Origin of the sequence: Enterovibrio sp. FF113, from assembly GCF_041439165.1 — a bacterium.
Lineage (GTDB): Bacteria > Pseudomonadota > Gammaproteobacteria > Enterobacterales > Vibrionaceae > Enterovibrio > Enterovibrio norvegicus_A.
This window is the reverse complement of the sequence record NZ_JBGONO010000007.1, coordinates 20,436-38,265: the sequence shown is the minus strand read 5'-3', so window position 1 is coordinate 38,265 and position 17,830 is coordinate 20,436. Positions and strand designations below refer to the sequence as shown.

General features: G+C 46.7%; 15 protein-coding genes and 1 tRNA gene. 8 read left to right on the top strand and 8 right to left on the bottom strand.

Annotated features, from left to right (window positions below; translation table 11 throughout):
• Positions 1–138: 138 nt before the first annotated feature.
• The 4 genes from ACED36_RS07110 to ACED36_RS07095 form a co-directional block, all read right to left on the bottom strand.
• Positions 139–897 carry a sulfite exporter TauE/SafE family protein gene (locus ACED36_RS07110; RefSeq protein ID WP_016958403.1) on the bottom strand — a complete coding sequence of 253 codons (759 nt, stop codon included), beginning with the start codon at positions 895–897 and terminating at the stop codon, positions 139–141.
• 130 nt (positions 898–1,027) lie between these two features.
• A tRNA-Pro gene (locus tag ACED36_RS07105) sits at positions 1,028–1,104 on the bottom strand.
• 132 nt (positions 1,105–1,236) lie between these two features.
• Positions 1,237–3,111 carry a DUF3413 domain-containing protein gene (locus ACED36_RS07100; protein ID WP_017004795.1) on the bottom strand — a complete coding sequence of 625 codons (1,875 nt, stop codon included), beginning with the start codon at positions 3,109–3,111 and terminating at the stop codon, positions 1,237–1,239.
• Between the two features lie 56 nt (positions 3,112–3,167).
• On the bottom strand, positions 3,168–3,386 hold the full coding sequence (locus ACED36_RS07095; RefSeq protein ID WP_016958401.1) for a YejL family protein: 219 nt from the start codon (positions 3,384–3,386) through the stop codon (positions 3,168–3,170).
• Positions 3,387–3,462: 76 nt separating this feature from the next.
• Here ACED36_RS07095 and yejK point away from each other — a divergent pair, with 76 nt between their 5' ends.
• The 7 genes from yejK to ACED36_RS07060 all read left to right on the top strand — a co-directional run bounded on the left by yejK (position 3,463) and on the right by ACED36_RS07060 (position 12,108).
• A complete protein-coding gene (gene yejK, locus ACED36_RS07090) occupies positions 3,463–4,476 on the top strand; it encodes a nucleoid-associated protein YejK (protein WP_016958400.1) in 1,014 nt (337 codons plus the stop codon).
• Positions 4,477–4,689: 213 nt separating this feature from the next.
• Positions 4,690–5,973, top strand: coding sequence for an Hpt domain-containing protein (locus ACED36_RS07085; protein ID WP_017006682.1), 1,284 nt, complete (start codon positions 4,690–4,692; stop codon positions 5,971–5,973).
• 42 nt (positions 5,974–6,015) lie between these two features.
• Entirely contained in the window at positions 6,016–8,472 is a 2,457-nt protein-coding gene (locus ACED36_RS07080) for an ATP-binding protein (RefSeq protein WP_017004797.1), read from the top strand.
• A gap of 96 nt (positions 8,473–8,568) precedes the next feature.
• Positions 8,569–8,892 (top strand): nitrous oxide-stimulated promoter family protein, encoded by a 324-nt coding sequence (locus ACED36_RS07075; protein WP_083248034.1) that lies wholly within the window; start codon positions 8,569–8,571, stop codon positions 8,890–8,892.
• 205 nt (positions 8,893–9,097) lie between these two features.
• The gene (locus ACED36_RS07070) at positions 9,098–10,084 is read left to right on the top strand and encodes a TRAP transporter substrate-binding protein (RefSeq protein WP_371733003.1); all 987 of its coding nucleotides are present in this window, start codon (positions 9,098–9,100) and stop codon (positions 10,082–10,084) included.
• 54 nt (positions 10,085–10,138) lie between these two features.
• Complete coding sequence (locus ACED36_RS07065) at positions 10,139–10,708, top strand: TRAP transporter small permease (RefSeq protein WP_017004799.1); 570 nt, start codon at positions 10,139–10,141, stop codon at positions 10,706–10,708.
• Positions 10,705–12,108: a TRAP transporter large permease gene (locus ACED36_RS07060; protein ID WP_017004800.1), complete on the top strand. Its 1,404-nt coding sequence runs from the start codon at positions 10,705–10,707 to the stop codon at positions 12,106–12,108. The genes ACED36_RS07065 and ACED36_RS07060 overlap by 4 nt, the downstream gene beginning before the upstream one ends.
• A gap of 161 nt (positions 12,109–12,269) precedes the next feature.
• On the opposite strand, the gene ACED36_RS07055 is transcribed toward ACED36_RS07060, so the two are convergent.
• From ACED36_RS07055 to nhaC, 3 genes are all read right to left on the bottom strand, one after another.
• Positions 12,270–12,731, bottom strand: coding sequence for a YjiG family protein (locus ACED36_RS07055; RefSeq protein ID WP_016958394.1), 462 nt, complete (start codon positions 12,729–12,731; stop codon positions 12,270–12,272).
• Entirely contained in the window at positions 12,731–13,459 is a 729-nt protein-coding gene (locus ACED36_RS07050) for a nucleoside recognition domain-containing protein (protein ID WP_016958393.1), read from the bottom strand. Before ACED36_RS07050 ends, ACED36_RS07055 begins: the two co-directional genes overlap by 1 nt.
• Before the next feature lie 399 nt (positions 13,460–13,858).
• On the bottom strand, positions 13,859–15,301 hold the full coding sequence (gene nhaC / locus ACED36_RS07045) for a Na+/H+ antiporter NhaC (RefSeq protein WP_016958392.1): 1,443 nt from the start codon (positions 15,299–15,301) through the stop codon (positions 13,859–13,861).
• Between the two features lie 570 nt (positions 15,302–15,871).
• On the opposite strand from nhaC, the gene asd reads away from it, so the two are divergent.
• Positions 15,872–16,990 (top strand): aspartate-semialdehyde dehydrogenase, encoded by a 1,119-nt coding sequence (asd, locus tag ACED36_RS07040; RefSeq protein ID WP_016958391.1) that lies wholly within the window; start codon positions 15,872–15,874, stop codon positions 16,988–16,990.
• 170 nt (positions 16,991–17,160) lie between these two features.
• Here asd and sodB read toward each other — a convergent pair whose 3' ends face one another.
• Positions 17,161–17,745: a superoxide dismutase [Fe] gene (gene sodB / locus ACED36_RS07035; protein ID WP_016958390.1), complete on the bottom strand. Its 585-nt coding sequence runs from the start codon at positions 17,743–17,745 to the stop codon at positions 17,161–17,163.
• Positions 17,746–17,830: the final 85 nt, after the last annotated feature.

Here is a 17,830-nt window from a genome sequence, read left to right as displayed (position 1 = left end):
ATTAGTATCATAATTTGCTGATTGTCTATCATCTTCGACTGACGTCACAGCTGAGATTTGTAGGTTGTGATGTAAGTAAATGTTTTTGATATCAGCTAGTAGCCACTTGAATTTTAAATGAAAAATATGTGGCTGACGTCACGATGTGTACGCGAAAATACAACCCACTAAAGTCATTAGAAACAAGAACCATTTTAAGGTGCTGGCATTGGCTTTGATGGCAAATTTCACTGCCAACCATGCCCCTGCCATGGAGCCAATAGCGAGCAGTACACCGGGTAGCCATAAGATGAGATCTTGCCAGATAAAGATGATGAGAGAGACAGAAGTGAAAGCGAGAGTACAGACGAGCTTGAGTGCATTGCCGCGCACGAGATCATAGCGCAAGGTTCCACATAGTGCTGCCAGCAACACGAAACCGACGCCTGCTTGCACAAAGCCGCCGTAAAATCCAGCCATGCCCAGCCCAACCCATGAGGCTGGGGTGTCTTTCATCATCCGAAAGGGTTCGTTAGCATCGGGGCTGATCATGCTGGGTTTCACAAGCATGATGAAGGCCATAAGTAGCATGGTCCCGAGTAGGACTGGCTTAATAATGCTTGAAGGCAGCCACGCTGCTGCTGAGGCTCCTGCAACACCACCTATCAACGTGGGAATGAGTATTGGGATAAGATCGGTTTGCTCAAGTCGTTTGTGGTGACGAAAACCCGCTACGCCTGCAACACTTTGCATCAGGACACCTACACGGTTGGTTGCATTTGCGATTTCAGCGGGCATGCCTAAGACAATCAGTGCTGGAATGGTCAGGTTCGAACCGCCGCCTGCCAGTGTGTTAATAATCCCGGCGATAAACCCGAGAACGACCAGCAGTACGCCAAATTCAATCGAGACTTCCATATCTTCAATCCAAAGTAATAACTTTAAGGGAAACGCTTTAGCAACCGCATTTTGATACTAACCGATGCATGGCTGAGTTTCTAAAACGGAAAAAGCCCGCAGCGAAATGCTGCGGGCTTTTTAAAAATAATGGTCGGTCTGAGAGGATTTGAACCTCCGACCCCTGACACCCCATGACAGTGCGCTACCAAGCTGCGCTACAGACCGACTCCACGAAAGTCATGTTACGAACACATGATTTGAGTGTCAATCGACTTTCTTCATTTAGTTGGCGTATTTCAATCATTTGGACAAAAAAACAAGGCAGCCACTTAGGCTGCCTATGCATCAGTTTTTGCATTAGCTTTCGTCTGGATGATAAAACCGCTTGAGTTCGTGCATCACCTGCATGAGTACAGATAGCTGAGGTTTACCTTCAGGTTGTAACTTGTAATTACTGTCATAGATGCGGTAATTACCAAATTTGTCTACCACGGTTGTCTTGTCTGGCTGAACCACGACAATGTCGCGGCTATCACCTGCAATCACCCATCGACGTGGCTTATCAGCAAGCTCGAACAGATTGCGACCGCTGGTATAAAGCTCCGCAGGGCTGTCTACAGCCAGCATGGACTCCATTAGCGTCGGTACGATGTCCAAGTGTGAACTATAGGCGTCGACTTCTCGTGGGCTTTGATTTGGCCAATGAACGACCAAAGGCACTTGCAACTGGTATTGGCTGTAGTTGGTATTGGCGCCCCAACTGTTTGAACCGGTTTCATTGAATTCTGTGCCATGGTTTGCGGTAACCATCACCACGGTGTTATCAAGCTGACCATTCTGTTCAAGTGTGTCAAAAAGTTCGCCCAACAAGCCATCAACGTAATATGCCGCATTGTTGTAGCTGTTTTTCAGTACGAGTGCGGTGTGATCGCCAACGTTGGCAAGCTCATTGTCTAGAGAAGGTTGGAATGGGCGGTCATAGTCGCCACCTTGTTCATACTCGGTGACGCTTTTTAGCTCAAGATAGGCAAACCAAGGTTTTTTGCTATCGCCTTGTTTGATCCACTTGTCCAAATTGTCGGCGGCCATATGGTCAGCAACCCAAGCCTCGTTTGAGTTAACTTTCGTCGTGTTTTCTAGGTGTTTGCCGAAAATACTCTGGTAGTAAATTGGGTTTTCAAAGCTGTCGGCACTAAATAAGCCAAAGCGATAGCCTTTTTTATCGAGTGTGTCGATAAGTACAGGGCTTAGGCCTTCAGTGCGAGCACTTTGTGCATAGCTGCCAGGCAGACCATAAAACAATCCGAAGATACCCGCCATTGCATCATTGCTGGAGCTGTAATGATGGGAAAACGTCATGTTATCTTTGCCGAACTGGCTGAGGTTTGGCATGACGACTGGGTCGAGCATATCGGCACGAAGACCATCAACCATTACAATCAGTAGATTCTGTTTGTAGCTTGATGCATCTGCGGCGAATGAGATTTTTTCCAGCGGATAGCGAATGACTTCGCTTTCTTGGTTGCCGAGTTCGTCACGACGACGTTGATATTCCTGACGATCAAGCAAGCCATATTTTTCCATGAAGGTTTTGGCCGTCATAGGATAAGAAATGGGGAAATTAGAGCGCTGTGCGGTCACCGGGCTATACAAGAATGCATCTGCCCAGATGTGAATGAGGTGACTTCCAAGAAAGCAGACGGCGAACACAGCGGCAATTGGCACGCCAACACGCTTGCGAGAAAGCTTACGGAGTTTGCGCCAAACCCATTCAGACATGGCTATTTCAAGAAGGAAAATAGCAGGCACGACAACAAATAAATATTGCCAGTGGGCGTTCATGTCAGTTTTTTCGCCGCTTAATAGCAGCTCCCACACCAATGGATTGAGGTGGAGGTGTAAAGTTTCGAAGGCGTAAATATCCAACAGCAGTATTGTCATGCCTGCTGTGGCAACGAGAACGGCAAACAGCCTCATGAGTCGTTGAGACGGAATGAGGAAGCTTGCCGGGAAAATCACCAGAATGTAGACAGCGAAAACAATAAAACCGAAGTGACCAACCCAAGTCAGCAACTGATAAGTTTGTCCGATCAATGTCTCGGGCCAACCGGATTGCGCTATGTAGCGCGTCCCCAGCAACATGGCTGCGATAATATTGAAAAAGCTAAACCAGTGTCCCCAGCTTATCAGCTGTGACACCTTGTCCCTGTATGTATTTCCGCTGTCTACCATAAAGGCCAATTATTCTCTTTGTTTTACTGTGCGCGTAAATTTCCGACGCGGTCTTATTACTCTGTATCGATTGAAGACAGCAGAGCTTGAGCAAATTTTTCCGCAATCACTTTTCGCTGCGCAGCTGGCAGGTTGTTATTCATCAGATTAGTAGCAATGTTGCCTACTACCATCAGCGAAAGGTCAGTCGAAGCTTTGTGCTTTTCAAGAACATTGACCACATCGTTGAGGATCTGTTCAACGTTTTTATCTTGATATTTAGAAGTAACAGGCATAGAAACTCTTGTCTTGTGTCAGCAGAAGCCGCGTATAATACCTCACACTCTAGTCTGACGAAAAATGTTTTCAATTATGAGCCTCACGCTTTCAAACGTTATTCTTCATCAACTTAAAAAAGATAGTGAAGATTCATTGGTCGTGCACCTGAGAGATCAGATGCTAACTCATTCACCTTCAACGGAAAATTTGATCAGCGAAGTCCATCGTGTGTACAACGCCAAAGCGGCAAAAGGTTTTGGCCAGTTTGCCGAAGAAAGCGATGTTGCCAGCTGGTTGAAAGCATGCCGTAAGCAAGAACTCGATTTTCTATCATTTTCATCTCAATCAGCAGAGCGATTAAAAACGGAGTTATCCAAATATCCTTTTGCTGATGAAGGGGTGTTAGTGATCGCGGAATACCGTTCACTTGCAACGGAATACCTGTTCATTGGTTTGTTAGAATCGAAAGCCAGCATGAAAGTCACGGATGATCTGGAGATCAGCTCGACCGACTACCTTGATGTGGCCAAAATGGACATTGCTGCGCGTATTGATTTATCAACATGGGAAACCGATGCGCAATCAAACCGCTATTTGACCTTCATCAAAGGGCGTGTCGGCCGCAAAGTGGCAGATTTCTTCCTCGATTTCATGCAAGCCGAAGTTGGCATGGATACGAAGCAGCAAAACCTTGTTCTGATGCAGGCCGTCGAGGATTACTGTGCGGATTCGCGCTTGGAGAAAGAAGAAAAGCAAGAATATCGCAAACAAGTTTATGACTACTGCAACGGTCAGCTTCAGGCTGGTGACGAAGTGATCGTCAAAGAGCTTGCGAGTGAGTTGCCAAAAAATGATCAGGGTGTTGATTTCTATCAGTTCGCCTCTGAGCAAGGTTATGAGCTTGAAGAGAGTTTCCCCGCCGACAGAACATCCATGCGAAAGCTGACTAAATTTGTGGGCGGCGGTGGTGGTTTGTCGATTAATTTTGACAGCATGCTGCTTGGAGAGCGTGTTTTTTACGATCAAGCGACTGATACACTGACCATCAAAGGCACCCCGCCAAATCTGCGAGACCAATTAACACGCCGCTTAAACGTCGAAGAGTAACACTTGTGTGCATACGCCTTGTTTGTCATGTCCTTTGCGAGCAATGCGTATGCGCAATCATACAAGTTTTTCCCAATGTGTTTGCAAAATAAGACAAATTACCTAATTTTAAGTAAGTGTTGTAAAACTATTACTTTGTCTCGCAGACCGTGCGTGATAAATGTGTAGGCATCTGAACTCATTAGGGTTGAATTCAAAAAACAAGGACCGCCAGTGACACCGCTTCCTCTATTGTCTCAATTAAACCAAAAGCTCACCTTAAACGCACGCCGACGCACGCTGACGCATTGGTTGTCCCTGTTGCTGTGGGGAGGGTTTATTGTGTCTTTTTGCTATGCACTATTTGCATACACAGATATGAAGCATACGAAAGATCACACGACGCACATCGTTAAATTGAACAATGCCGCACAACAGTTGCGCCAAACGGTGTCGGCTTCCATGTTGAACCAAGACAAAGAGCGTAAGAACCTTGAGCAAGAGGTTCAGCACTTTCGTTATCTGTTACTGCGTACCAAATCGCACACTATCGAAGACAATTGGGATGATATTCAGCAAACGTTGTTAGATGCGGATGCGTTTGTTGAAGATGTCGATAATCTACTGGCATCAATTTACGCCGTATCGAGAGTCACTGAACAGCTTAAGCATCTCTTGGATTCTCGCTCTTCTCCAGAGCTTACGGCACTGTATCAATCCGTCAGTAGTTATCTTTTATTCGAGCTGCATGGTTTTAATCATGGCACCGAGACTGATCGTGTTGAGCGCTTTAACCGCTATATCTCCGGGATTGAAGGAGAACTGACAAGGTTGGAATCCAACGTTGAACACGTGCAACTTTATACCTTGTATACGAGTTTGGAGCGTATTAATCGACAGTTTGAAAGTGTCGATGCCGTGATCAATCATAAATTTGTTCGTTCAATGACTCAGCAACAAACCTATTGGACAACACAAGTATTGGCGCTGCTTGATAATACGATTTCAGCACTGTTTTTAGCTTTTACTCTGTTGATTGCTCAGGTAATACTGAGGTATAGCGTTGATAGCACTCAGACAGATAATCTGCAGACTAACAGCATGAAAAAAGAAGTGAGTGAGGCCAATGCGGTTAGGCCATTCCAATCTATCGATCCTTCCGAACCACTTTTTGATGGCACCATTTTGCAAGAGCAACTAGAAGATGACATGTCAGCTGTTGAATCGGTATTAACCATGTTTGTTGCGGAACACCAAGGTGACGGACACGCTCTCGAAAAACACGTGGAAATGGGTGAAATTGCTCGAGCCCGTTCGTTAATGCATAACTTAAAGGGTGTTTCTGGCAATATCGGAGCGACTGCGTTACAAGCGTATTGCACGAGCGCTGAAGCGACGCTCAGAGAAGGAATGCCAATCGACCTTGCCTCTGTCAAACAATTTCAAAAGTTGTTGAGCCTCACCATCCAAGCTGTTTTGAAAGATATGGAACAGTCTCATAAAACCACCGTGTCTTGAGGGCTGAACGTGCTTGCGAAGGATCTACCCTGGTATAAAACCATGGGGGTTAAAGCCCTTTGGATAGTGGCTTTGATGCTGACTGTTGTTGTTATCACTATTGTTTATGTGCTGGAAACAACCGGTGACAGCATGGTGAGAGACAGTGCTAACCAACGCGTTGAGGCACAGGTCGAAACCGTGGCTCAAAGCTTAGGGCAGCTATCAAATAACGTTGAGACCATCGCATTGTCACTGGCCAATACCTTGCTCCTTGATGACAACGAAGCAGAGATAGAAAAAAAGCTGTCGGCCATGCTCAGCAACAAGAACATCAAACGCATTGTTGCCAGTGGCGGGTTCTGGCCTGAACCTTACCTTTACGATGCTGAGCGATCAAAAGCCTCTGTGTTCATCGCATTTAATGAAGACGGAACGTATTCACGTATAGAGGATTACAATCAACCTTCCTCTGCGCCTTACCATGTTGCGGAGTGGTATGCGCCTGCGCGACTGTCTCAAGAAGAAGCCTATTGGTCGAGAGCGTATATTGACCCTTACACCAATGAGCCGATGGTGACTTGCAGCGTACCAATATATCACCAGAGTAAATTTGCTGGGGTGGTTACCATTGATGTTCGGTTGGCCGAATTGCAGGCATTCCTGTCTCGAAGTGGGCAGAAATTGGGCGGATATATGGTGATGTTCGACCGAAGTGGCCGCATCATGTCATACCCTGATGCGCTTTCTGGTGATCGCCTAACACCCTTGCCGAGTGTACGCGAGATTGCGAGTACCCAACCTGATTTTTCGGAGCTAGCATTAGTCATTAGTCTTGCCACGCAAGGTGAGCGTCTGGTGATCCAAAGCAACCCCAACTTACAAGAGATGGCTAAGTCTATTGTTGCCTCGTCCCCTGATATTGATTTGGGGTATGCACTCTCTGTTGCTGCTGAACTAACCCCCAATCCGACGGTTTTTCAGCCCACAGAGCGTCTGTTCATCCATCGTCTCGAACGAGATCCTATCTTACATGAAGCAACGTTAGTTTTCGGGCGGACGCTGCCGGATACCGATTGGTTACTGGTTGGAGCATTGCCAGAGCGGCTGTTACTGGTTGAAGCGACAAAACTGAAAAACGACCTCTTTTTCGCTATGGTGCTGGTGGCCATCTTGCTGGTGGCAATGGCATACATTGCCATCCATTTGCAAATCGTTCGTCCTATGGCTCGTGTACGAAGCGCCCTTGTTAGTCAGCGTGGTGATGTGCCTTTTTCCCCAATTGATTATCCGGAACAAGATGAATTAGGCATGTTGGTTCGGGAGTTTAATCAGCTCAGTACCAATTTGGTAGAAACCCGCGAACGCGCGGTAGAAGCTGCGCGGGCGAAGCAGTTGTTTCTTGCAAATATAAGCCACGAAATACGAACGCCAATGAACGGCATACTCGGTGCTGCTTCATTGATGCAAGATGAGCCCATGTCTGGTAAGCAAGCGGAATATCTGTCTGTTATTTCACATTCTTCGCGCGGATTAATGTCGCTTATTAACAATATTTTAGATTTCAGCAAGATGGAGTCTAATCACCTGAAACTGGAAGAAGCGCCATTCGATCTTGAACAGGTAGGTAGCTACATTCGAGACCTGATGTTGCCAACCATTATCAATAAACCTCAATTGGTCTTTGATTTCTTCTACGAAGCTGAGTGCCCTCGGCGCTTCTTAGGTGATGCTCACCGCATCGAGCAAATTATGCTTAATCTGGTATCAAATGCGCTGAAATTTACGGAAACAGGGCTGGTAAGCCTCAAGGTGACGGTTGATAAGCAAGGGGGTCGATACACTGGCGTTAATATTCGAGTGTCGGATACGGGCGTCGGTATTCCTAAGGAAAAATACAGCCTTATTTTTGATGAATTTCAACAAGCGGATACGTCCACGACTCGCCGTTATGGGGGATCGGGGCTTGGGCTGGCCATTACTAAGCAATTGATTGATCTAATGGGTGGGGAAATATCTGTCACCAGTGAAGTTGGGAGAGGCAGTCAGTTTAGTGTCATGTTGCCACTCCAAATTGAAAAAGACAGTGTCGAACTAAAAGGTCGAGAGCTGATCAAGCAACACAATGATGCTTTCTCCGGCAAGCATTGCTTGCTGGTTGAAGACAATGCGATCAATCTTATGATTGCCGAAAAGATGCTGATGAAGTTTGGCTTTTCTGTGGACAGGGCAACAGATGGGCTTGCAGCACTAGAAAAGACTAAGACGCAAGGTTATGACATCATCTTTATGGATATACAAATGCCGTTGATGGATGGCTTAGAAGCCACGAGGCAAATTCGAGCCTCTGACAGTTTTAATCGCCAAACCCCCATTGTGGCAATGACAGCAAATGTGCTGAAAGATGATATTTGGCGCTGCATCAGCAATGGTATGCAAGGTCATATCGGTAAGCCACTTCGAGAAAATGACATCTATATTGCTTGCATCAAAGCACTGTCTACTGAGGTCGAAGTATAAAACGCTCTGATTGACGTGAGTTTCAACGGGCTTTACCCACTAAATGTTGATCAGCGTCAAAGGTTTTTGTAAGCACCTAGGGAAAATAGCGCGCCTATGAAAACTGTATCGATAACGCCAGTGAAACGTCGCCAACCTGTTTGGCTTGTTCGCGCAATGGCGACCCTATATTGCAAACGTATACACCGTGGCAGTCAGTTATGTGCGCAGTGTACTGCCTTAATCACATTTGAAGAACAGCGTGTTATGCAATGCTGTAATGAGGGAAGCGGCTCGTCGTGCAGAGAATGTAATCGACAGTGCTACCCAGATGCTACTCGTTTGGAGATCAATCACATTGTGCGCTGGGCTGAGCCTAAAATGCGCTTGCGTAGGCCACTGATGGTGGCACGATATTACCTATCTGCACTCTTCAGCTAACTGCTTTTATTTTCCTTTTCTGCTTTTGACTAATGAATGGGTGGAATCACACCCATTTCTTCTTTTGCAGCTCTCAGTTTTGTTTTCTTTCTGTTAATTAATTGTTTCAAGTTGTGTGCTTGTTTGTTTCCTCCACTAAACATATAGGGAGTTAATAAATCGCGTGCCGCATTGGCATGGCTGACACAAGGAAAGAGGACACGGTATGAAAAAGCTAAAAACGATGTTTTCAGCGTTAGCGCTTTGTGCAGGAATGACTGCATTTGCGCATGCAGCACCTGAAACCATTAAATTTTCACATGTGGTTGCTCAAAATACGCCTAAAGGACAAATGGCGCTGAAGTTCCGCGATTTAGTTGCAGAGCGCATTGGCGACAAATACGTGGTGGAGGTTTATCCGAACTCACAGCTTTTTGGCGATGGGAAAGAAATGGAAGCCCTGTTGCTTGGAGACGTTCATTTTATTGCACCTTCTTTGTCTAAATTCTCCAAGTACACCAAAAAACTGCAAGTTTATGATCTCCCATTTTTGTTCAAAGACATGGAAGCCGTAGATCGATTCCAACAGAGTGAAGCGGGTCAGCAACTGCTGGAGTCAGTCAAAAGCAAAGGTTTGATTGGACTTGGTTATTTACACAATGGTTTGAAGCAATTGTCAGCGAATGATCCGCTCCATGTGCCTGGTGATGCCGACGGTAAAAAATTCCGCATTATGAGTTCAGATGTCTTGGCTGCTCAGTTTGAAGCTGTTGATGCTGTGCCACTGAAAAAGCCCTTCTCTGAAGTATTTACTCTCCTGCAAACGCGCGCCATCGATGGGCAGGAAAATACCTGGTCAAACATCTACTCGAAGAAATTCTTTGAAGTGCAGCCATACATCACTGAATCAAACCACGGTGTGTTGGATTACATGGTCACAACCTCGACCGAGTTTTGGATGACGATGCCTGACGAAGACCGCGCTGTATTGAAAAAAGCGCTCGCTGAAGCGGTTGCTCACGGTAATGCCATTGCCAATGAGAAATCGATGAAAGATCGCCAGAAAATTCTGGAATCAGGTCGCAGCAAGATCATCACTTTGTCCGACGATGAGCGTCAGCAATGGGTTGAGGTCATGAGACCTGTCTGGGGTGAGTTTCAAGGTGAAATCGGTGAGGACATTATCCAAGCCGCAGTGGCATCTAACCAGTAAGTGATAAAGCCCAGAGCGTGTAATGGCGCTGGGCGTTTATCTTCGGAGTAGGAAATGGTTCGGTTATTACACCGTTTTGAAGAGGCAGGCATCGGCCTCTTATTGGTGACAATGACACTGTTAGTGTTTTTCGAAGTGATATTGCGCTTCTTTTTCAATGAAGGTTTGCTTTGGGCGCAAGAGTTAACGCTATACCTTTCAGCATGGCTAGTGCTTATGGGGGCTTCTTGGGGGCTTCGTGAAGGCGCACATATTGGCGTGGATGCCGCCATTAAATTGCTATCACCCTCGATGCAAAAAGCCGTGACCTTGCTAGCGCTTGCGCTGTGTTTGGTTTACTGCGGTTTGTTTCTTTATGGATCTTGGATTTACCTCAGCAAAATGCAAATGATCGGTATCGAAATGGAAGATCTGCCGATCGAGAAATGGAAAGCAATGTCTTGTTTGGTTCTCGGATTTTGTATGTTGGCGCTTCGGGTTTGCACGATTGGCTATGAAGTATGGACAGGAAATCGTCAAGGTTTCGGTTTGTTTGACGAGGCCAAAGAAAGCATGCATTTGGCCGAGGAACTGGCGGGTGAAATGGAAGAGGAATACAAAGACAAAGAGGAGCGCAAGAAATGACCATCGCTGCATTATTTGGCATGCTCTTTCTATGCATGTTCATGGGGATGCCCATTGCTATTGCACTGGGTTTGTCGAGCGTTTCCACTATTCTTCTGTTTTCCAATGATTCGCTGGCGTCGATAGCGCTTAAGCTGTTTGAAGCCACCAGTGAACACTACACCTTATTGGCTATCCCATTTTTTATTCTTTCATCTGCCTTTTTGTCTACGGGTGGCGTTGCCCGTCGATTGATCAACTTCGCCATTGATTGCGTGGGTCACATACGTGGTGGCCTCGCCATGGCATCTGTGATGGCGTGTATGCTCTTTGCCGCCGTATCAGGTAGTTCGCCTGCAACGGTTGCGGCCATTGGCTCTATCGTCATTGTGGGCATGGTTAAAGCGGGCTACCCCAAAGCATTCGCGGCTGGGGTTATCGCTAATGCAGGCACATTGGGCATTTTGATCCCTCCCTCTATTGTCATGTTGGTTTACGCTGCGGCAACGGAAGTGTCTGCTTCTCGTATGTTTATGGCGGGCTTCATTCCTGGGTTGATGATGGGCGGTATTTTGATGGTGGCAATCTACATTGTTGCCGTTGTGAAAGGGTTACCTTCTCAGCCATTTCCGGGTGTGATGTCATTGGTTCATTCAGGGCTTCGTGCGCTGGGTGGTTTAATGCTGATTATTATTGTGTTGGGGTCCATCTATGGCGGTGTTGCCAGCCCAACAGAGGCCGCCTCTGTGGCTGCGGTGTATGCATGGCTTGTCAGTGTGTGGGGCTATCGTGATATAGGGCCGCTAAAAGCCAAGCCTTGGCGTAACGAGGGTGAGGGGACAATCAGCATGTTGCTGCGTAACTTCGCGCTACTGCCTTTGGTCATGGTGCGTTCTTTCACAGACAAAGAAGTGAGCAATGTGGTGCGTGATGCGTCGAAAGTTAGCATCATGTTGTTGTTCATTATTGCTAACGCCATGCTGTTTGCACATGTACTCACAACGGAACGTATTCCACACAGCATTGCGGAAACCATTGTTGCATGGGGGCTGCCAGCGTGGGGTTTCTTGATCGTAGTAAATATTCTGCTGTTGATCGCGGGGAATTTCATGGAGCCATCAGCCATCTTGCTGATCATGGCGCCTATTTTGTTCCCGATTGCCATGCAGTTAGGTATCGACCCTATTCACCTTGGCATCATCATGGTGGTGAACATGGAGATCGGGATGCTCACGCCCCCCGTGGGGTTAAATCTCTTTGTGACGGCGGGGATCACGGGAGAGAGCATGGGGTGGGCCATTAAAGCGGCACTGCCGTGGCTAAGCTTGCTGCTTTTCTTCCTGATATTGATCACTTACATTCCAGATATATCACTGTTCTTGCCGAACTATCTCGACTCGTTGCGAGGATATAAATCCTAGTTAGGCTGACAAAAATAGAAAGGGCGCTGATGAATAGCGCCCTTTTTTTATTTTTAATTTTAGTCTGTTATTGACGATATTTGATCGGCAAGCCAGTTTGGTGAGCAACGTCGAGCTTTCAGGCCGTGAAGGCCATCAAGGTGCAGCGTGATAGAAAGGGGTTAAACAAGAATGTTCATGACTAGCATTGCACCCAGTGCGTTAATCACTGAAATAAAGATCATGACAGGAATGTATCGACCTTCGGTGCCAATAGGGCCGAGGATGCGACCAAGATATTGCACTTGTGAGCCCATCAGGTAGATAGCCGGTGCCAAGATGGCGATGTGTTCACCATTAAGGATACCTTGGTCAAACAGGCTAATCACCACGCCTACAGCGCCGCCCATGGACATCCATGCACCGATAAGAACGGCTGCAGCTTCACCTGGCAGGCCAAATACGGCCATGATCGGTGAAAACAGCGTGCCCATCAGGTCAAGCGCCCCCGTGATCTGAAGGGCTTTAATGATAACGAATGCCATCAGTACGTTCGGTACTGTCGAGGTCGTTGCGATGGTCCAGCCTTTCTTTGCACCTTCAACGAAAATGTCGGTAATCATTGGGTTTTTAGCTGTGCTCATTATGCTTTCTCCTCGGTCATCGTCGGTGTTGTGGTCTTGTCTTCTTTACCTTCGGTGATGTTTAGGTAAACACGGAATAAATTTGCACCGACGAACTTGAACACAAACATCACGGCGACAGCCAAGCCGATAGAAGACGTGACTGCGAGTGAACCATCCATGAGTACCAACGTGAACAGCACTGCGCCAGACGAGAAAAAGTTGACGATGGTCGCGCCGGCAGAAAACTGGAACATGGTGAAGATATCGGTTTCGCGTTTTGTCAGATGGCCTTCATCTTTTAGCTGTCGTGTCATCGCGGCACCAGCATCGGTACTCTGCAGAGACGCAATCAGTGCCAAACCTGTGTTACCTGGAATGTTCATAAGAGGGCGAAGTAACGGCGTAAGCAGTTTACGAGCCGCATCAAGCGCACCATAGTGCTCAAGCACGTTGATCATGCCCAAGGCGAACATCACGGTAGGGATCAGTGTCAACGCAAACAGGAAGCCATCACGAGCACCGCTGCCGCCTTTACCGCGCATAGAAGTTGTGGCGGCTTGAATGCCGTCAGCAGTTTCATTGACGCCGTAAACAACACTACCGAATGATCCGTTCAATGTGGTGAAGTCAAAAACGCCATACCATTCGTTAGATTGAAGTAGTCCAGAAAAGAAAACGACAGCAAAGGCGAGGGCAATGTAACTGCCTATTGTAACTTTGCGGTCCTGCGGGTCAGGTTGCGACATGATGGTTCCCTAAAATGAAAAATTAGTCACCCTGATTGTGCTTAAGTGCGGGCAAGGGAAATTGATTGGCATCAACCCGAATGGAATAAATGAACCGGAAAGCTTTCTTTTGCATGAATGTGAGGTATTGGTCTGCTTTTACGTTAATAGAGATGGAGTTAGTCGTTACGAGTAGATTGGAATTCTGAGTTTGTTGGATTAACAGTTCAATTATTTGGTGTGAATGACGTGTAACAATAAAGATGTGTGATCTGGGAAGAAGCTTGATTGTCGCTAATCGGAAAGAAAACAGGAAGAAGACAAAAGAAAGGAAAGTGGATCAAGAAAGGAAAACAAAGAAGGTGCAAAAAGCACCTTCTTTGTGTTGAGTGAGGTGGGCTCTACGTCGATAGTTCGTGGCTAGCTGGTTGAAGAAACCGTCGCTAGACGCTCGTTACTTTCAGTGTTTGTCTGAGTCGGCTGCTTTTCGCAAGGGTCAACAAACCAGCCCATGTACGAGGTCAATATGGTGACGAAAATACAGACAAAACTTAGCCACATAAACGGCGCGTAAGATAGCGTCGCAACACCCAAGATGCTGGCCATGTAGATGCCGTTGTCACTCCAAGGAACCATGCCAGACGTCAAGGTGCCGCCGAACTCTGCGTTCCGCGACAGGTTCTTGCGTTGGTAACCTAAGCGATCATAATTCTTCGCACAGATTTTTGGTGTCAGGATCAGCGATACATACATGGCGGAGCCAAACACGTTACCCAGAAACGCGGTGCCAATGGTTGATGTAGCCAAACTGCCTGCCGAGTTCACTTTGCTTTCAAACACTTTCGCAATGGTTTCAAGCACACCGACTTTGTCCAGCAGCCCGCCAAATCCCAGGCCGAATATAATTACCGCCACAGAACCAAGCATGGATTCCATGCCACCACGATTAAGAATTGCATCGATAAAGCTGACCCCAGATTCAATGGAAAACGGTGCCCATGCCGTATTGATGGCCTTCAGCGGTGCCATGTCTTGAACCACTATCGCCCATACGATACCCAGAACAGACCCTAGTGAAATAACGGGGAAAGACGGTAAACGTAAAGCGAGCAATACCAAGACAATGGCGACAGGGACGAAGCTTAGTGGGGTGATTACAAATTGTTTTTCCATTGCAATGATGACGTCATTGACCTGAGCCATATCGACATTGCCGGCATAATGAAGACCCAGAGCGGTAAACAGAATCCCTGTGATAACGTAACTGATCAGAGCGATTGGCAACATGCCCTTGATATGCTCAACGACTTCAACGCCAGACATGGATGATGCAAGGATCACTGAATCTGAAAGCGGAGACAATTTGTCGCCAAAATAGCAGCCAGAAAGCACCGCACCTGCGGTGACAGGCGCTGGAACGCCCAGCCCTTGTCCTATCCCCATCATTGCGATGCCAGCTGTACCCGCGGCTCCCCAAGACGTGCCTGTTGCCAATGCGGTCAACGAACAAATGACCATGGTAGCGGCAAGGAAGATCGACGGATGAATAGCATTCAAGCCGTAATAAATGATGGTGGGGACAATGCCGCCTGCAATCCAAGTACCAACGAGCGCGCCTACCGCGAGCAAGATCAGCACAGCGCCAAGGCCGTTAGATATGCCTTGTGTGGCTGCTTTTTCGAGATCTTTGTAATTGTGCCCTAGCTTAATACCAAGGCCGATAACGATGAACCAGCCGATATAAAGCGCTAACTGAATAGGCAAATCCAGCTTTGCTGTGAAAGAGAATGCCAGTAAGAGAAACAGACCAAGCGCAGTGAATACTTGGAATAACGAAGGGAGTTGCGCCGAGTGTTTTTGCATATTTCAAACCTTCTATGTCGGGCCCAATGGCTCCTGCCGGTGAAATATCCATATAGGGGCTGTCGGTACTGCCTTCCTGGCGGCGACGCATACTTTATAGAAACAGGGATGAAGGGGTGAACAAGTATTTCGTTTTATGTGAGCTTTGAGTCAGGTGCGTTATTTTTCATGGTTTACTGTGTCTAATTGACGGTTTATTTGTTGATTTAAGTGTTTTAAATGTGTTTCGTGGGTGTTTTTCTAATGTGTGAATTTTTGTTTCAAACTCACGAATTTCTCTGAGTAAGCAGAAATTTTTGTTTTTTTAATCCTTCATATGATAATTACCAGTGATAAACACTTTTATTGATGTGGTTGGGATTTTGAGATCCCCCGAAAACTTAAAAAAACAGAGAGTAATGCCCTATATTTCACTCAATGAGGGGTAATATCATTAATTCGTTGGCTGTCGGCATGATTGCCTTGATTTGCCTCGCTGAGTTAGGCAAAAAGATGCAGTTTTTGCTTGTTATTTGTGTCGTTAATTTTCAAGATAGGGCGAGAAGATTATAACAAGGAGTGTGAGAGCGAATGAAAAGAGTAGGTTTAGTCGGCTGGCGCGGTATGGTTGGTTCTGTACTGATGCAGCGCATGGTAGAAGAGCGTGATTTCGATGTTATCGAGCCTGTTTTCTACAGCACCTCTCAAATTGGCATTCCAGCGCCGAATTACGGAAAAGACGCGGGTTTGTTAGAAGATGCATTTGATATTGATAGCCTGAAAAAACTCGATATCGTGATTACCTGCCAAGGTGGTAGCTATACCGAGGCTGTATATCCAAAACTGCTGGCAGCAGGATGGAAAGGTTACTGGATTGACGCAGCATCAACACTGCGCATGAAAGAAGACAGCATCATTACGCTTGATCCCGTTAACTTTAAGCAAATTCAAGAAGGCATCCACAAAGGCACGAAAGCCTATGTAGGTGGTAACTGTACCGTCAGTCTGATGCTGATGGCCGTTGGTGGTCTGTACCAAGAAGGTTTGGTTGAGTGGATGACCGCGCAAACGTATCAGGCAGCGTCTGGTGCAGGTGCTAAAAACATGCGCGAATTGATCAGCCAGATGGGTGTGGTTAACGACTCAGTGGGTCTTGAGTTGGCAAACCCTTCGACGTCTATTTTAGATATCGACCGTAAAGTGGCAGAAACACTGCGTTCTTCTAGCTTCCCAACATCTGAGTTTGGTGCGCCACTTGCGGGCTCATTGATTCCATGGATCGACGTGAAGCGTGAAAACGGTCAGAGCAAAGAAGAGTGGAAAGGTACGGTTGAAACCAACAAGATCCTTGGCATTCAAGATAACCCAGTACCGATTGATGGCACTTGTGTGCGTATCGGTGCCATGCGTTGTCACAGCCAAGCACTGACGTTGAAACTGAAGAAAAATGTGCCGATGGACGAGATTGAAAGCATCATCGCATCACATAACGATTGGGTGAAAGTCATCCCGAACGAACGTGATATCACGGTTCAAGAACTGTCACCAGCGAAAGTAACGGGCACATTGTCTGTTCCTGTTGGTCGTCTGCGTAAGATGACCATGGGTGATGATTTCCTCAACGCGTTCACCGTGGGTGATCAGCTGTTGTGGGGGGCAGCAGAACCGCTTCGCCGTACACTGCGCATTATTTTGTCAGAAGTGGCTTAAGCGCATCTCGCAAAAATAACAGGTTTGTAAATAATTAAAAAAAGCCGCTGTTCGTCAGCGGCTTTTTTGTATCTGTTATTTGGGATAGAAACAATCACGTTGAATTTTGGGCAAAAAAATACCCCGCCGAGGCGAGGTATTATCATCTTTCACACAAGGTGAACGGAAAATTAAGCAGCCAGGTTCTGTGCTACGAATTCCCAGTTAACCAGTGCCCAGAATGCATTCATGTAGTCTGGACGCAGGTTGCGGTAATCGATGTAGTAAGCGTGTTCCCACAGGTCAACAGTCAGCAGAGGAGTCACACCTTCTTCAGTAAGAGGGGTCGCTGCGTTTGACGTGTTAACGATATCCAAAGAACCGTCTGCTTTCTTCACCAACCAAGTCCAAGAAGAACCGAAGTTGTTGATTGCAGAATCAGTGAATTTCGCTTTGAATTCTTCAAAAGAACCGAATGACTTAGCGATTGCATCAGCAACATCACCCGTTGGCTCACCGCCGCCATTTGGGCTTAGGCAGTGCCAGTAGAAGGTGTGGTTCCAGATTTGTGCCGCGTTGTTGAAAACACCACCGGTAGAGGTCTTGATGATCTCTTCCAGAGATTTGCTCTCAAGCTCAGTACCTTCAACTAGGCCATTTAGCTTAACAACGTAAGTGTTGTGGTGTTTACCGTGGTGGTATTCCAGAGTCTCTTGAGAAATATGTGGTTCTAGCGCGTTTTTCTCGTAAGGAAGAGCTGGTAGTTGAAATGCCATTACTCGATTCTCCATGATGGCGGGGTTTCCCCCTGACATTATTGCTTCCTGTAGATTTGTCTTACACTGTAGGAGTGTTACCTAT

Excerpts from the sequence above, each read along its gene's own strand:
- ACED36_RS07110 (WP_016958403.1), bottom strand. The coding sequence starts at position 897 with ATGGAAGTCTCGATTGAATTTGGCGTACTGCTGGTCGTTCTCGGGTTT.
- ACED36_RS07100 (WP_017004795.1), bottom strand. The coding sequence starts at position 3,111 with ATGGTAGACAGCGGAAATACATACAGGGACAAGGTGTCACAGCTGATA.
- ACED36_RS07095 (WP_016958401.1), bottom strand. The coding sequence starts at position 3,386 with ATGCCTGTTACTTCTAAATATCAAGATAAAAACGTTGAACAGATCCTC.
- yejK (WP_016958400.1), top strand. The coding sequence starts at position 3,463 with ATGAGCCTCACGCTTTCAAACGTTATTCTTCATCAACTTAAAAAAGAT.
- ACED36_RS07080 (WP_017004797.1), top strand. The coding sequence starts at position 6,016 with ATGGGGGTTAAAGCCCTTTGGATAGTGGCTTTGATGCTGACTGTTGTT.
- ACED36_RS07075 (WP_083248034.1), top strand. The coding sequence starts at position 8,569 with ATGAAAACTGTATCGATAACGCCAGTGAAACGTCGCCAACCTGTTTGG.
- ACED36_RS07070 (WP_371733003.1), top strand. The coding sequence starts at position 9,098 with ATGAAAAAGCTAAAAACGATGTTTTCAGCGTTAGCGCTTTGTGCAGGA.
- ACED36_RS07065 (WP_017004799.1), top strand. The coding sequence starts at position 10,139 with ATGGTTCGGTTATTACACCGTTTTGAAGAGGCAGGCATCGGCCTCTTA.
- ACED36_RS07060 (WP_017004800.1), top strand. The coding sequence starts at position 10,705 with ATGACCATCGCTGCATTATTTGGCATGCTCTTTCTATGCATGTTCATG.
- ACED36_RS07055 (WP_016958394.1), bottom strand. The coding sequence starts at position 12,731 with ATGAGCACAGCTAAAAACCCAATGATTACCGACATTTTCGTTGAAGGT.
- ACED36_RS07050 (WP_016958393.1), bottom strand. The coding sequence starts at position 13,459 with ATGTCGCAACCTGACCCGCAGGACCGCAAAGTTACAATAGGCAGTTAC.
- nhaC (WP_016958392.1), bottom strand. The coding sequence starts at position 15,301 with ATGCAAAAACACTCGGCGCAACTCCCTTCGTTATTCCAAGTATTCACT.
- asd (WP_016958391.1), top strand. The coding sequence starts at position 15,872 with ATGAAAAGAGTAGGTTTAGTCGGCTGGCGCGGTATGGTTGGTTCTGTA.
- sodB (WP_016958390.1), bottom strand. The coding sequence starts at position 17,745 with ATGGCATTTCAACTACCAGCTCTTCCTTACGAGAAAAACGCGCTAGAA.